At 55.6% G+C, this 12565-nt stretch carries 10 protein-coding genes and 4 pseudogenes; 1 reads left to right on the forward strand and 13 read right to left on the reverse strand.

Going from position 1 to position 12565, the window contains the following annotated elements; genetic code table 11:
- Nucleotides 1-214: 214 nt before the first annotated feature.
- Nucleotides 215-1135, forward strand: coding sequence for a LysR family transcriptional regulator (locus tag M728_RS27110; RefSeq protein WP_026622255.1), 921 nt, complete (start codon nt 215-217; stop codon nt 1133-1135).
- Between the two features lie 141 nt (nt 1136-1276).
- Here M728_RS27110 and M728_RS27115 read toward each other — a convergent pair.
- The 13 genes and pseudogenes from M728_RS27115 to M728_RS27175 all read right to left on the reverse strand — a co-directional run bounded on the left by M728_RS27115 (nt 1277) and on the right by M728_RS27175 (nt 12511).
- Nucleotides 1277-1726: pseudogene (locus M728_RS27115) on the reverse strand (hypothetical protein).
- Between the two features lie 30 nt (nt 1727-1756).
- Entirely contained in the window at nt 1757-2626 is an 870-nt protein-coding gene (locus M728_RS27120) for an IS3 family transposase (RefSeq protein WP_026622254.1), read from the reverse strand.
- Nucleotides 2623-3045: a helix-turn-helix domain-containing protein gene (locus tag M728_RS27125; RefSeq protein WP_026622253.1), complete on the reverse strand. Its 423-nt coding sequence runs from the start codon at nt 3043-3045 to the stop codon at nt 2623-2625. The genes M728_RS27120 and M728_RS27125 overlap by 4 nt, the downstream gene beginning before the upstream one ends.
- A 116-nt stretch (nt 3046-3161) precedes the next feature.
- Nucleotides 3162-3615 (reverse strand): annotated as a pseudogene (locus tag M728_RS27130) (tetrahydrofolate dehydrogenase/cyclohydrolase catalytic domain-containing protein); the annotation flags it as partial.
- A gap of 3 nt (nt 3616-3618) precedes the next feature.
- Nucleotides 3619-4503: a formyltetrahydrofolate deformylase gene (purU, locus tag M728_RS27135; RefSeq protein WP_026622251.1), complete on the reverse strand. Its 885-nt coding sequence runs from the start codon at nt 4501-4503 to the stop codon at nt 3619-3621.
- 177 nt (nt 4504-4680) lie between these two features.
- Nucleotides 4681-5958 (reverse strand): serine hydroxymethyltransferase, encoded by a 1278-nt coding sequence (glyA, locus tag M728_RS27140; RefSeq protein ID WP_026622250.1) that lies wholly within the window; start codon nt 5956-5958, stop codon nt 4681-4683.
- 442 nt (nt 5959-6400) lie between these two features.
- Nucleotides 6401-7150, reverse strand: a complete 750-nt coding sequence (locus M728_RS27145; protein ID WP_370906538.1) for an amino acid ABC transporter ATP-binding protein — start codon at nt 7148-7150, stop codon at nt 6401-6403.
- 147 nt (nt 7151-7297) lie between these two features.
- Complete coding sequence (ehuD, locus tag M728_RS27150) at nt 7298-7951, reverse strand: ectoine/hydroxyectoine ABC transporter permease subunit EhuD (protein ID WP_026622248.1); 654 nt, start codon at nt 7949-7951, stop codon at nt 7298-7300.
- Nucleotides 7941-8555, reverse strand: coding sequence for an ectoine/hydroxyectoine ABC transporter permease subunit EhuC (gene ehuC / locus M728_RS27155; RefSeq protein WP_245269764.1), 615 nt, complete (start codon nt 8553-8555; stop codon nt 7941-7943). Before ehuC ends, ehuD begins: the two co-directional genes overlap by 11 nt.
- Before the next feature lie 67 nt (nt 8556-8622).
- Nucleotides 8623-9501 carry an ectoine/hydroxyectoine ABC transporter substrate-binding protein EhuB gene (gene ehuB, locus M728_RS27160; protein ID WP_034884185.1) on the reverse strand — a complete coding sequence of 293 codons (879 nt, stop codon included), beginning with the start codon at nt 9499-9501 and terminating at the stop codon, nt 8623-8625.
- A 473-nt stretch (nt 9502-9974) separates the two neighbouring features.
- A pseudogene (locus M728_RS27165) lies at nt 9975-10777 on the reverse strand (IS110 family transposase); the annotation flags it as partial.
- A gap of 10 nt (nt 10778-10787) precedes the next feature.
- Nucleotides 10788-11290: pseudogene (locus M728_RS27170) on the reverse strand (IS110 family transposase); the annotation flags it as partial.
- 114 nt (nt 11291-11404) lie between these two features.
- On the reverse strand, nt 11405-12511 hold the full coding sequence (locus M728_RS27175) for a pyridoxal phosphate-dependent aminotransferase family protein (protein WP_026622246.1): 1107 nt from the start codon (nt 12509-12511) through the stop codon (nt 11405-11407).
- Nucleotides 12512-12565 lie beyond the last annotated feature (54 nt).

Raw genomic sequence — 12565 nt, forward strand, 5'->3', positions numbered from 1 at the left:
CAACCCGTGCCCGCAGGCCCCTACGCTAAATGGAAAGCTCCGGGCCTCCGCGCGCTAACCCTATGCAACCAGAAGGAGGGGTCCCTTTTGAAAGCCGATACGGGGTCCCGTTACGACGCCGATTGACAAATCTCAACCCTGTCGACAGAGATCAAGCCGAAAGATGCACTGCGGATGCAGCATTGATTTAATCTCGATATACAAGGGGGGCAACGTGCGGATTAACCAGCGCCAGATGGAGATTTTCAATGCTATCATGGTCTATAAGAGCGTGACAGCAGCCGCAGCCTCTCTGAGGACATCCCAGCCTACTGTGAGCCGCGAGTTGCGGGACCTTGAAAGACAAATCGGATTTGATCTTTTCAATCGTTTTGGCAAACGACTGACGCCAACGAATCAGGCGCAACTGCTTCATTCGGTGGTTGCTCGTTCGTTTGTAGGAATGGAGGAAATCAGCCGCGTCGCGATCGCGATAAGGGGTTATGACGGTGCCTATCTTAGGATAGCCTGTATCCCTGCATACGCAGAAGCACTTATGCCCGTCGTGGCTAGGCGGTTTCTCGATAATCGTCCGCGGGTCCTTCTTTCCGTTCACTCGCTCGAAGAAGTCCCACTTCGACACGACCTCACCACTAAAATGTTTGACGTCGGATTGACCGAGGGAAGCTATGAGCACGACGAAACAACGACTGAGAAAATTGACGTCGGCGAATTGTTATGCGTGCTTCCAGCCGGGCATCGTTTGGCAGTGAAAAATGTCATTCAACCGCGCGATTTTGAAGGCGTCGAGTTCGTGTACTTCTCGCAAGAAGATCCCTACCGCCGCAAGCTCGATGACATCTTCGATGCTGAAGGAATTTCTCGCCGTTTTTCGGTAGAAACAACAACCGCAACTGGCGTCTGCTCGATGGTTGCGGCCGGGGTGGGCGTATCGATCGTCAACCCTTTTACGGCTGCTCACTACTGCAAAAAAGGTGTCGTCCTGAGAAAGCTAAGCGTGCGCGTACCGTATGAAGTTGCTCTCTGGCGGCCAGCGGAAGGCCTTCGATCTACCCACGCCGATCTATTCGTCAAAGTGCTTCACGAAGTAACGGCAATCGTGAAGCAGCAATTGAAAGCACAGCTGGGAGAATGAGGTTGGATGGGATCCGCATTGCTCAGTGGCATATGGGTCCCTTCCGCCTTAGCGACGTTTCTCGGTCCTAAAGGGGCACCGGAGTGAGGCCTTTTGCTCGGTAAGCCGCGATAATGGTATTCTCCATCAACATGGCGATCGTCATCGGGCCGACACCACCGTGATCGCTGCGGCGACTACCGATGCTTCACCATAGGCGACATCGCCCACCAGTCGGCTCCTGCCCTCGCCTCGTTCCGGTGCTGCGATGCGGTTGATGCCGACATCGATCACCGTCGCACCCGGCTTCACCCAATCCGCCTTCACCATTCCGGTCGGCCGACGGCCGCCACCAGGATATCGGCATCGCCTTGGCCAAGTCCTTCGTCCGCGAATGCGCCGTCATTACCGTTGCATTGTTGCATTTGCATTGAGCAGAAGTTGCGCCATCGGCTTGCCGAACAGGTTGGAGCGGCCGATGACGACGGCATTGAGCCCGGATAAGTCTTTTCCATGGATGGAGCGAACCAAAAGTGCGTGTTTCGTTAAGTCCCGGACACCGATTTCAGTAAGTCGCGGACAGCAATGGAGTGCACCCCCAGACTGAGACAAGGAAAATCGCGGACACCGTCCCGTGTTTCGCTATGCCGCCTTTTCCATCTGTCGTCCACCTGAATGCTTCTGTTCGTATTCCTCCGGCGTGAGATAATCGAGCGCCGAGTGCAGGCGCTGCGTGTTGTAGATGGTATCGATGAACGCGCCGATGCCCCTGCGGGCGTCATCTGCATCCTTATAGGCGAGACCTTGCACCTCTTCCTGCTTCAGGGTTTTCATGAAGCTCTCCGCCTTGGCGTTATCATAGGGATTTCCAACACGGCTCATGCTCGCCTGGATACCGCGACGATGTAGAAGTTCGGAGTAGGCCCCGCAGGCATATTGAACTCCGCGGTCGGAATGATGCACGAGGCTCCCGGGAGCGGGTTGGCGATCGGTGATGGCCATCTCGAGGGCCTCGATGGCAAGGCTTGCTCTGAGATGCGTATCCAACGCCCACCCGACCACCCTGCGGCTAAACGCATCAAGCACAACGGCAAGGAAAGCAAACTCCTCAGCCAGATGCAGGAACGTGATATCGGCGACCCACAGCTGGTTGACCCCACTGAGGACCATGCCCCTGGCAAGGTTCGGCACGACTTGCCAACCATGCCTCGAGTTCGTCGTTGCAGGAACAAAGGGTTTCGCGCGCAAGCACAACAGATTGTCTTCGCGCATGATCCGTAGAATGCACTTGTGGTTGACTTGCCACCCCTCCCGCCGCAGCAGGGCTGCGATCCGGCGGTAACCGTAGTGCGCGTTGCTCAGAGCCACCTTTTGAATGAGATCGCGCAAACCTGTCTCGGCCCGACGCGGGGCCGAATCTAGCCAGTGGCGGTAGTAACTCGCGCGGCTGACGCCAGCGAGCCAGCACATTCTATCGATGTTGAATTCGCCTTGCGACAGGCCGGTTGTCATCTTTTCGATGACTTTGAAGATCCCGTTTCGCCAGGAGCGCTGCTCCGGCGCTGATCTTCCTCGAAGTGCCGCAAGGCTTCGCGAAAAAAATCGAGATCAAGCTGCTGTTGCCCGACTTTCTGCTCCAATTCCCTGATCCGCCGCCTGGCGCTGGTCAGTGCCTTTTCCTGAGGCGCTGGCAGATCGACTGCATTCTGCAGCTGCGCGGCCCCGTCTAGCCCTGCTGTCGATCTGGTCGGCCGGCCGCGCCGGCGTGACTTCAGATCGCCATGAAGCCTCAGGTGATCACGCCACTCGTAAAGTCGTTGCCGACTGATGCCGACCTCATCTGCCAACTTGCTGACGTTTTCGCCCGCCTCCATGCGCTGGAGCAGCTCCCGCTTTTGGTCCTCATCAATAAATCTTTGCCGTCCGGCCATGCCCCAGTTTCCTCTCCCTGCGGGGAAACTGTCCGCGATTTTCCTTGTCTCAGTCTGGGGGTGCACTCCACAAGCGTCCGCGACTTAGCGGAATCCCTGTCCGGCTTTTGCGAAATGCGCACCAAAAGCATTGCGCCGGCTGGCGTGCAGGAAATCAGCCCGGTGGCGAGATCGCCGGTCGCCAGCTTGCCGGCATTGACGACATGCAGGCCATCGACATCCTTGTCCGGGCGGATTGACTGGATGATCGCATCCGATGCTTCGGCAACGGCAGTTGCACCAGGATGCCATGAACAGCGGTATCCTGGTTCAGTGATTGGACGAGTTTGCCAGTTCGTCCTGCGACGTCTCGGCCGGCAGCGTGTGCTGGATGGAATTAAAGCCGCATTCCCTAGCCATGCGGCTCTTGGCGCTGACATAGGTGTGGCTGGCTGGATCGTCGCCGACAATGACAACTGCAAGTCCTGTTTTCACACCGGTCGCGGTTTCAAGTGCTGACGCCGCTGCCTTCACAGCATCGATCACCCTAGCCGCGGCTTTCTTCCCATCGATTACTATCGCGTTTGTCATATCTCAGACCATGCGCTCGGAAGCATAAGATCCTGGACTTGCCGGAAAGACCACGGTGCGGTTGCCGTTGATGAAAGTACGACGGTGGATGTGGGCATGGACGGCACGTGCCAGCACCTGACTTTCGACGTCACGGCCGATAGAGATATAGTCCTCCGAGGACTGCGCATGGGTGACGCGGGCAATGTCCTGCTCAATAATCGGGCCTTCGTCGAGGTCGGCGGTGACGTAATGCGCAGTCGCGCCGATCAGCTTCACGCCTCGCTCATAGGCCTGCTTATAGGGATTGGCGCCCTTAAAGCTAGGCAGGAACGAGTGATGTATGTTGATGATCTGCCCGGACATCCGTTTGCATAACTGATCCGACAGGACCTGCATGTAGCGAGCAAGCACAATCAACTCGGTGCCGGTCTGCTCGACCAATTCCACCAGTTGGGCTTCGGCCTTTGGCTTATTGTCTTTCGTCACCTTAATGTGGTGAAATGGAATGTCGTGGTTGACGACCACTTTCTGGTAATCGAAGTGGTTGGAGACGACGCCGACGAGGTCGATTGGCAGCGCACCGATCTTCCATCGATAGAGCAGATCATTTAGGCAGTGGCCAAAGCGGGAGACCATCAAAAGCACCTTCATGCGTCTGTTGGAATCCTCGACTTCAAGCTGCATTTTAAATTCAGCAACGATTGGCTTGAAGCCTTCGATGAGCTTAGCCTGATCAGCACCTTCTTCAGAAATGAAGCTGACGCGCATGAAGAACATGCCTGTATCGAGATCATCGAATTGCGAACTATCCACAATGTTGCAGCCCTGAGACGCCAGGAAATTGGAGATCGCCGCTACAATCCCGAGCCTCGATTTGCATGAGACGGTGATCACATACGGTTTCATTTTCTACATCCGTTTTGACTAGCGCTACTTTGGCAGATTTGACGTGCTAGTTGCAGCACGCGTTGCCGGTGAAGATGACAAGGACGCGATCTTCACCCTGAACTCTCGATGCCTGGCAGATTGATTGTCGGACTGTGCCGCACTCGCAAGTGCGGCACGAGAGGTCTGAACGCCTGATTAATCCGGATACAATGGAAACTTCGCCGCCATCGCCGAGACTTTTTCAACGATGTTGGCGTCAGGTTTGACGTCCTTGCCAGGATTCGCTGCGACTTGATCCAGGACATCCGCGATCGTTCCTGCTAGTGCGGACGCTTCGGCCTCACCCATTCCACGAGCCACGATCGCTGACGTGCCCATTCTAAGCCCGGACGTGACGTTCGGCGACTCCTTGTCGTTGGGCACAAGGTTGCGGTTGGCCGTAATCCCATGTTCTTCCAAAGCCTTCTGGGCAGTATCGCCAGTAATGCCTCGGGTACGGAGGTCGACCATGGTGAACGGAGTATCTGTGCCACCGGTCACAATTTTGTATCCCCGCGCGTCCAATTCCCGCGCCAAGGTTCGTGCGCACTTGAGCACTGAGCTTGCGTATTCAACAAACTCGGGCTTCAAAGCTTCGCCAAAACAAACAGCCTTCGCCGCCATAACGTTCGGGTGCGGCCCGCCTTGGATACCGGGAAATACTGCTGAATCGATCTTCCGACCCATGGCAGCATCACGGCAAACGATCAGACCTCCGCGAGGGCCGCGTAGATTTTTGTTAGTCGTGGATGTCAGGAAGTCGATGTGCGGAAATGGGCTGGGGTACTGCTTGCCTGCAATTAGCCCAGAAAAATGTGCGACATCCGCAAGTGTCGCTGCGCCTACCTCGGCAGCTATCGCTGACACCGTTTGGAAGTCGATTGCTCGTGGATAAGACGAACCGCCAACGATTATGAGCTTCGGTCGATGTTCACGCGCCAGTTGCTCTATCGCATCGTAATCGATGAAGCCTTCATCTGTTGTTCCGTAAGAAACGGTGTTGAACCATCGACCTGACAAGTTGGATTTGAGGCCGTGACTCAAGTGCCCGCCAGAGGCGAGGTCCATGCTCAGCACAGTGTCGCCGGGGTTCAAGGTCGCGAAATAAACAGCCTGGTTCGCTTGAGTACCGGAATGAGGCTGCACATTTGCATGCCCTCCCCCGAACATCGCCTTCGCCCGCTCGATCGCCAGCCGCTCGATTGCGTCAAAGTTCTCGACGCCAGCGTGGTACCTCTTGCCCGGATAACCTTCAATCGTCGCAAATACCACCATCGAATTCATGGCCTCACGAGCAGCCCGGCTGAGGTAGTTCTTTGGCGCAACAAGCTCGATTTGACCACGTAGGCGCGCCTCCTCGGCAGCGATGTGGAGGGCGACTTCGGGATCCGCATGAGAAAGCGTATCTTCAAAAAACCATGTGTTTGTACTCATTCTGATCTCCTTTGCGAACGGTATGTCTGCGCTTTCACCAGCGCGCGACTGCAGTTATTTTATTTGTCTGTTGGTTGAATGCGAGGGATGCTAGCTTGAGCGGATCATGGCAGAAACGACTTAGGGCTGGAAAATATTATAGTCGGCGGCCCTTCATGCGTTTTTGATATGAAAGCACCGGCGCAGCCAAATCCCGTTTGCTCTCGCGAGGCACAAAGAGTTCCAGTGTCCTTCACTTGAGGAAGAACCCATTGGGAGCACTCTCACGGACAAGCGCCGGACAGCGGTCTCCCTTTCCTGTACAGTCGCCCGCGACGGGGCTAGCCCGATAAGACGCTGGTTAACGTGGCGCGAGCCAAACCTCTGGCCTCGCGCAAAAAATCATGCTCTTTGTGGCGCTCAGCTGGTAGGGAGATGATCAAGCCTGCAGCAGCGATCATCGCTAGTGCATAATTTGGCTCAAGAACGACTTGGTGCGCTCGTGCTGCGGATCTTTGAAGAACGTGCCGGGCTCATTTTGCTCAATGATTTGTCCCTGGTCCATGAAAATGACACGGTTCGCGACCTGACGCGCGAAACCCATCTCGTGAGTAACGCAAAGCATTGTCATTCCCTCCTCGGCAAGGGACACCATAGTGTCGAGGACCTCTTTAATTACTTCCGGGTCGAGCGCCGAGGTTGGCTCATCGAAGAGCATGACCCGTGGATTCATACAGAGGGAACGCGCGATAGCTACGCGCTGCTGCTGACCGCCGGAAAGTTGTCCAGGGTACTTATGCGCCTGCTCGGGTATCTTGACACGTTCAAGGAAGTGCATGGCAGTCTTCTCAGCATCTTTCCGTGGCATCTTTCTCACCCACATAGGTGCAAGAGTGCAGTTCTCCAGGATCGTCAGATGAGGGAAAAGATTGAAGTGTTGAAAGACCATCCCAACCTCACGCCGGACATCGTCGATGCGTTTCAGGTCGGTGGTGAGCTCAATCCCATCAACGATAATTTTGCCCCTTTGATGTTCCTCCAGCCGGTTGATGCACCGGATGAGGGTCGATTTGCCGGACCCTGATGGACCGCATATCACGATCCGCTCGCCCTTCATGACAGTGAGGTTAATATCTTTCAAGACGTGGAAATTGCCGAAAGACTTGTGCATTCCAATTATATCGACTGCGACTTCCGTTTCCGAAACTAGCATCGGTGAAGGTTTCTGGATCATCTGAGAGTACGGGTTCACCTGGTTCATCGAATTGTTCACTTCCATCGGTGCCAAATGCGTTGATCGAAGTCCCGACACTCGGCCACGACCGGTTGAGGGATATTGGGGCGCCAAGCATCTGCCTTGTCAGTGTCGATTCCCGTTCGTCTCAAGCTTCCTAATAATAAAGGAGCATGGAACGCTTATGATCAGAAATATTAGCGCCACCATCAGATACGGCTCGTTATACCGGTAAGTCAGGCCAGCAATGTTTTGCGCTTTGCCAAACAACTCCACCACCGTGATCGCAGCGAGAAGCGGTGTCTCCTTGAACATTCCGACCAGATAATTTCCCAACACAGGCAAGATTGGTTTGATCGCCTGAGGAACAACTATAAGCATCCACTTCTTTGTCGTGTGAAGCCCCAGCGCATCGGCCGCCTCGAATTGCCCTCGCGGCACCGACGCGATGCCGGCTCGATAAACTTCAGAGAAGAAGGTGGAGTAGTGCAACGATAGGCCGAGTATGCCACATCCGAGTGCGCTAATCGTGATTCCCATGTCGGGCAGTACGTAAAAGACGAGATATAATTGAACGAGCAGCGGCGTATTCCGGATACAATATATGTACCCGATAGCGAATATTCTGAGTGGCGCTATATTTGATCTAAGGAACACACTCAGAATTCCGCCGCCGACGAGCGCACCAGCGAAACCTCCAAGTGTGGCAATGACGGTGATCACCGCGCCCTGCAGGAGAGTTGGAAGGATGCTTCGCGCGAACTCAAAACTAAACTCCACGGCTGGCCTCCCGATAGTGTCCTGCCTTACGCTCCGCCCATAGCACGAGCAAGTTTAGTGGGGTATTGATTGTAAGGTACGCGATGACAACCGACGCCCAGACTAGGAAGGTTTGGCCTGTCGAATATATCAGGCTTTTGCCAAAAAATGTGAGCTCCGGGATCGTTATCAACGAAACGAGGGCCGTCGCCTTGACTGTTTCTATTGCCAGGTTTCCGAAGCTGGGAAGCATGATAATCACGGCCTGAGGCAGGATGATCTTCCAAAATGTGATGATACGTGGAAGCGACAACGCGCGTGCTGCTTCGATCTGTCCGGTACCGATGTTGTCGATCGCAGATCTCACAATCTCAGACCCGTATGCGCCCTGGTTAAGTCCAAGCCCTAAGATCGCGGTAACCTCGGCAGGGAGCCTAATCCCGTAGATTGGCAGGACGAAGTAAAGAACAAACAGCTGCACGAGGAGAGATGTGCCGCGAAATAGCTCGACGTAGACGAGAGCCACCTGGCGGAGTATTCGTAACGATGACCGGCGGGCCATTCCGGTCACGAATGCCAAGGCGATTGCGACGACCATTGATTGCGCTGCGATACTGATCGTCACACCTGCCCCTCGTGTGAGGAGGGGCAGGAGCTGATCAAGTTGATCGAACAAAGCGTCCATGGCGTGATCAAGAACCGGAGCAAAGCTGCGTTGCTGTCAAATTGGGATCCGGAACGTCTTCCTTCGTGAACCCATAAGGCTCGAGTATTCTAAAAAGCTCTCCAGATTCGTTGAGCTTTCTTATTTCCACGTTGAGTGCGTTCACGAAATCACTGTCTTCCTTGTTGAAGCCAAAAGCTTGAAAGACATAGAGGGGTTCGCCCTTGTCATCTTTGGCCACCTGGAAAGGCTCCGCGCGCTCCACAACGCCGTCTCCGAAATTTTTGATCAGGTCAGCAAGCTGCAAAGAGGGAAAATAGATTGCATCGACTCGCCCCGCCTTCAAGCCGGCGATCGCTTCTGTATCAAGGGCAAACGAAACAACGCGGTCCTCGGGTATGCCAGCCTTGGGAAGGTCGGCGAGCTGAGACGACCCGATCTGCGATCCTATCTTTAGAGTGCCGGATTTCGCGATATCCTCAAGCGAATGGATATTGTGCGGATTGCCGGCCTTAACCGCCACAACGTTGGCAAGACGGGAGATCGGACTGCTAAAAGCGACCGATTCACAACGCTGGGGCCTGATTGCCATACCAGCCCCAATCATATCGAAACGGCGTGCATTGATCCCGGGGATCATGGCAGAGAATTCACCGACATTCGCTTCGATTTTATCGATGCCGATAGGCTTGAGCGCGGCGCGGAGGACATCGATGATCACCCCCTTCATCGTCCCGTCGGTATCGAGGTAACCGTAGGGCTTCTCGTTGGCGATGCCGACCACGGCGGTACCAGATGCCTTGTTTTTTTCGAAGAGTGTTTCCGCACCAGCGCTCGACATTGAGGCCAGAATAAGAGCGGCAGCTAGCGCCGCTGTTCGATGAGAAATATTCGCGATCTTTAGCATTCCCCCTATTCCTTTCGTTCTTGACTTTCTGCTATTCACCAGGTGAATTTGCTCGGAGATTGAGATGTGTGCAGCTGGTGCTCAGCTACTTTCTAGCTACCCCGTATTCTTCACGCAATCTTCATACAAGCACTTGACAGTCCCTCCATCCTTTGCGTCTGTAAACGCAAGTTTTTGTGCGAGATCTTTCAAAAATGATATGGTGGAACGCTCCGGGTTTGCCGGAGGCTCCATGTGTGGATGCCCCGTCTCATGCAAGCGGTTTTTGGAACATCTCTGCATGTGATCGGGTGGAGTCAAGTGCGACATAAGATTCAGTCGCTGGCCGTCATGGAGATACGCGGATCAGGCGCAGATCAACTTGGCGAGCTTTTCGCTCTTGGAGCCCTCGGTGCATTTCCTGATCCCGATCGAACTGTTCACGGCCTCCTCACATGCTGCCCATCCAGTGCCGTAGCCGCTCTGTCGATTGATCAGGCAGCCCCGACCGGATCCCGATAATCTTCACTCTTTGTCAACATGGCCAGATCGAGTGGGCCATCTTGTTCGCCAGCGCCATCGCGACCACCATGAGGGGCTTTCGTTCTATCGTTCTGTGCAACCAGGATCCCGCTGGCGCACCTGGATGCCCACTGTATGACTGCCATAGCGCCGATGGTCAGTAGCCTGCGGATGTCTCTTTGCCCCATCTTTGACGTTCGACCGAGTCGTTGCTTCCCTCTGGTGGAGTGCTGGACCGGAACCAACCCCAACCAAGCCGCGAAGTCGCGGCCGCGTTTGAACGTCTCCATTGGTGGAGCGAAGGCCTCTACTGCCATCGCGGTTATCGGTCCGATCCCTGGCATGGTCTGAAGGCGACGCGTTTCCACGCCGCGTTGGGCTTCGCTGCGAAGGACCTTCTCAAGATCGGTGCTCTTTCGGCTCAATTGCTCAATTGGCTCAAGATAGAGACTGCCGATGTCACGCACCAATGCGGGTAGCGATAGACCGAGGTCAGCGATCGCGGCGGCCAACGTCTTCAAGTGTGTTGGGCCCTGCGGCGCGGCAACACCGTGTTCGGCGAGATGCCCACGCAAAGCATTGATCAGTTGTGTGCGCTGCCGGACAAGAAGATCACGCGTGCGGGAGACCGCTGACCTTGCTTGTTTGCTCCTCGGTTTTGACGGCGACGAAGCGCATGTGTAGCGCGACGATCAGGATGAGAGTCTCACCTTGATTGTCGCCGCGCACGCATGGTCGGCCGCGATGCGGCCTCAGCAATGGCCTCCGCATCGGCCTCGGCGGGTCAGTTCCCGGCGCTCCCCCACCAGCCGGCGGCGATCCTCATGCTCCGGCGTCGGCGCCCGGACCATCGCGCAGACGCGCGGCTCGCCGCGCTTGAAGGCCAGCAGCGTGCGCACCAGCATCTCGCCGTCGATCAGGTCCGTCTTCGTCCGCCGGCGGCGACGCGGCATGGCGATCGAGGCCGGGTCGACGACGTGGCTCTCGATCCCCTCCGCCTGCAGCGCGCGGTGGATCCAGAAGCCGTCGAGGCCGGCCTCCTGGACGACGATCACCGGAAAGCTGCGCCCGGTACGCGCCTCGGCCTTGCGCCCGAGCGTCGCGAGCCGTTCCAGAAGCCCGGCCAGGTCGCCGCCGTCAACCTGGTGCCGCGACATCTTCTCGCCCCCACCCGGAGACAGCGACGTCACCAGCCATTTCGCCCGCGACAGTTCCATGAAACGAAAATTGCGCCAAGATCAGTGTGGATAGTGCCCGTGTGATCGGGGCTTCCTGCAATCACAGCCATGAGACCCTCCAAGGTGCTGGGTTGGTAGCACCACCACTTTGGCAAAAGCCGCGGCGCTATCCACCCCCTCATGGGATCTCATTCCATGCTTAAACACACCAGATAGTCGGTCCCTCACAAGTGTTTGCCAAGCACCGAAATCAGCTCTTCTATTTGGCCGTGCGAGTGGCTTGAGAACACCGCAACTCTCAACGTCTCCACTGGCGGGGCATCGGCATATCCACAGGCCTTCATATATTTGACGATTATGTTCGCGTCCCGGAGTGCTTTGTTAAGGCGTCTTAGATCGAAGTCTGCCTGAATAGTGAAAATCGGAACAGGTGTCTCTGAAACAGACAGACCAAGACCTCGGAGACCTTTCCACATTTGCTCCACGTTCCTGCGCAAAGCTTGCAAAATCGCTGGATCCTTCATGAAGAGACGTAGCCCAGCTGCGGCACCGGCTGCGGCGGGGATAGGAACAAAAGAGGCTCCTGCGATTGCTCCGGCTTTGGCAATCTTGTTAGCCAACACTCTGCTCGCTGGGATGATGCCTCCGAAACCGCCAAAGGCCTTGCTTAGAGTTCCAGCACAGTAGGCGTTCTCGCCTTCTATGCCGAAATGCTCCAGAGTACCCCGCCCGGTTGCACCAAGAACACCGACGCCGTGTGAATCGTCGACGCATAGAATGCCAGATGAGTAGGATTTAAGGAGATACGCGTACTGATCCAGGGGCGCCAAAGCTCCGGTGGATGAAAAGACACCGTCGGTCACTACGTTCGGAACTTGCCCTTCACCTAAGTGACGCGTCATTTGGTCAGACAGATCCTCGGGGTCACGATGCCGAAAAAGCAGTACCGGTTTCTGAGAGCAAATGAGCGCGTCTTTAACGCTAAAATGACACCGCTCATCAGCAAATATCACATCGTAATCATCACGCAACGCGGACAAAAGGGTCATCATCGAGAGATATCCGGAAGCTACGGAGATGGCTTTCTCGCATCGGAAATGCGCACAAACCGCGGCTTCCGCTTCTTCGTAAACAGATATTGCAGCGTGCGTGCCAGAGCCAAGGCCGAATGCTTGCAGCGCTTTGATGGCGGCTTCGATAACCACTGGGTGGCCGTGCAGCGTGTGGTAACTTGTTCCGCTAAAATAACTGACCTCTCGACCATCGATGCGCATACGTGGACCGACAGGAGATTCCATCCTGAATTGCAGTCCTTCGGCAAGTTCTTCCATCGTCAGTCCTTTACAATTCAAAGGGTGCCTGAGGACTCACCGATATGCAATCCG

Origin of the sequence: Ensifer sp. WSM1721 (assembly GCF_000513895.2) — a bacterium.
GTDB lineage: Bacteria > Pseudomonadota > Alphaproteobacteria > Rhizobiales > Rhizobiaceae > Sinorhizobium.

Excerpts from the sequence above, each read along its gene's own strand:
- M728_RS27125 (WP_026622253.1), bottom strand. The coding sequence starts at position 3,045 with ATGGCCGGACGGCAAAGATTTATTGATGAGGACCAAAAGCGGGAGCTG.
- ehuB (WP_034884185.1), bottom strand. The coding sequence starts at position 9,501 with ATGCTAAAGATCGCGAATATTTCTCATCGAACAGCGGCGCTAGCTGCC.
- glyA (WP_026622250.1), bottom strand. The coding sequence starts at position 5,958 with ATGAGTACAAACACATGGTTTTTTGAAGATACGCTTTCTCATGCGGAT.
- M728_RS27145 (WP_370906538.1), bottom strand. The coding sequence starts at position 7,150 with ATGCTAGTTTCGGAAACGGAAGTCGCAGTCGATATAATTGGAATGCAC.
- purU (WP_026622251.1), bottom strand. The coding sequence starts at position 4,503 with ATGAAACCGTATGTGATCACCGTCTCATGCAAATCGAGGCTCGGGATT.
- M728_RS27120 (WP_026622254.1), bottom strand. The coding sequence starts at position 2,626 with ATGACAACCGGCCTGTCGCAAGGCGAATTCAACATCGATAGAATGTGC.
- M728_RS27175 (WP_026622246.1), bottom strand. The coding sequence starts at position 12,511 with ATGGAAGAACTTGCCGAAGGACTGCAATTCAGGATGGAATCTCCTGTC.